Source organism: Acidisphaera rubrifaciens HS-AP3, assembly GCF_000964365.1.
GTDB lineage: Bacteria > Pseudomonadota > Alphaproteobacteria > Acetobacterales > Acetobacteraceae > Acidisphaera > Acidisphaera rubrifaciens.
This window is the reverse complement of the sequence record NZ_BANB01000274.1, coordinates 1-1,683: the sequence shown is the minus strand read 5'-3', so window position 1 is coordinate 1,683 and position 1,683 is coordinate 1. Positions and strand designations below refer to the sequence as shown.

The 1,683-nt window shown below is 75.1% G+C and carries 2 protein-coding genes; both read right to left on the bottom strand.

The annotated features are described in order from the left end of the window. On the bottom strand, nucleotides 1-453 hold a 453-nt coding region (locus B8460_RS09170), incomplete at its 3' end, for a precorrin-2 dehydrogenase/sirohydrochlorin ferrochelatase family protein (RefSeq protein WP_048861291.1). Between the two features lie 79 nt (nucleotides 454-532). Next, nucleotides 533-1,683 (bottom strand): diflavin oxidoreductase (locus B8460_RS09165; protein ID WP_052945193.1); only part of this gene is annotated, 1,151 nt, incomplete at its 5' end.

Below are 1,683 nucleotides of genomic sequence, written 5' to 3'. Positions count from 1 at the left end.
CGCGAGCCGAGGGCGCCGATATAGAAGGCGTCCGGCGGCGGCCAGCGCGCCGAGCCGCGCATAGGCGGGGGGCACGGCGGCCTCGATGCGCGCGCGCACCAGACGCGCCAGCACCGGCGCGATCCCGCCGGAGGAGACGGCGATCGTCAACGGGTCGCGGTCGACCACCGACGGCGTGATGTAGCTGCACAGCGCCGGCCGATCGACGATGTTGACCGGGATGCCGCGCGCCTGCGCGTCGCGCGACAGGGCGGCGAGATCGTCCTCCGGCGCGTCCGCGCCGATCGCGATCGCGCAGCCGTCGAGCAGCGCCGGCCCGGCGTAGCGCGGATGCACGCTCACCGTCGCGCCGGCCGCGCGCAGGGCGGCCGCCTTGCGCTCGGCCGCCTCGCCGATGCCGATGACGAGGGCCTGCCGGCCGGCGAGGTCGAGGAAGATCGGGAAATGGCGCATCGCGGCTCATGCTGGTCGGGACAGGGAACGGACTCGTAGCAGAGGACGTGCCCGCGCAGATGGCGTGCCCGGCCGGTTCTCAGTAGACGTCGCGCAGATACCGGCCCTGGCGTGCCAGCGCCACGATCCAGTCCTTGGCCTGGTTCTCGTCCATGCGGCCCTCGGTCGTGGCGATGCGGCGTAGGGCGGCATCCACGTCGCGGGCCATCCGGGACGCATCGCCGCAGACGTAGAAATGCCCGCCCTCCTGCAGCCAGCGCCAGAGGTCCGGCGCCTGTTCCAGCATCCGGTCCTGCACATAGACCTTGCCCGCCTGGTCGCGGGAGAAGGCGAGGTCGAGGCGCGCGAGCGTGCCGTCGCGCAGCCAGCCGGTCAGCTCGTCCTCATACAGGAAATCCGTCGCGCGGTGCCGGTCGCCGAAGAACAGCCAGGTGCGGCCCTTGTGCCCGGATGCCGCGCGGTGCTGGAGGAAGGCGCGGAAGGGCGCGATGCCGGTGCCGGGGCCGACCATGATGACGGGCGCGCGTGGATCGGGCGGCAGGCGGAAATGGCTGGTCTGGATATGGGCCTCGATCGGCGTGCCCGCCGTGGCGTGCGCTGCCAGGAAGCCGCTCGCGACGCCGTGGCGTTGCCGGCCGCGCCGCGCATCGCGCACATGCGAGACGCAGAGATGGACCGCCCCGGGCGCGGCCAGCGGCGACGAGGCGATGGAATACAGGCGCGGCCGCAATGCGGGCAGCGCGCGGGCGAGGTCGGCAAGCGGCGGCCGCGCCGAGGGGAAGGCCTCCAGCAGGTCGAGCAGGTCGGCATCGACCGGTTCGGCGTCATCCTCGCCCTCGGCGAGGCGGCGCAGCGCCGCGGCATGGCGCGGATGCACCGCCGCCATCGCCAGCCGGTCGAGGGCACGGTCGAGCGGGCGCGCGATGTCGAGATGGGCGGCGAAGGCGTCCGCGGCGGGGCGGGTGACCCCGTCCGGGCAGGGCACGGGCTCGTCGTCCGCCGCACCGAGGGCACGCAGGCAGGCGGCGACGAGGGCCGGGTCGTTGCGCGGGGCGAGGCCGATCGAGTCGCCCGGCTCGTACGCGAGGCCGGAGTCGGCGAGGTCGATCACCACGTGCCGCACGTCCTTGGCCGAGCCTGCCCGGGTGAGGGGGGCGGCCGAGACGAGGCGCACGGTCTTGCCCGCCGGCCGGGGCGGGGAGCCGGTTGCCGGCGCGGCGGCGGCGGGGG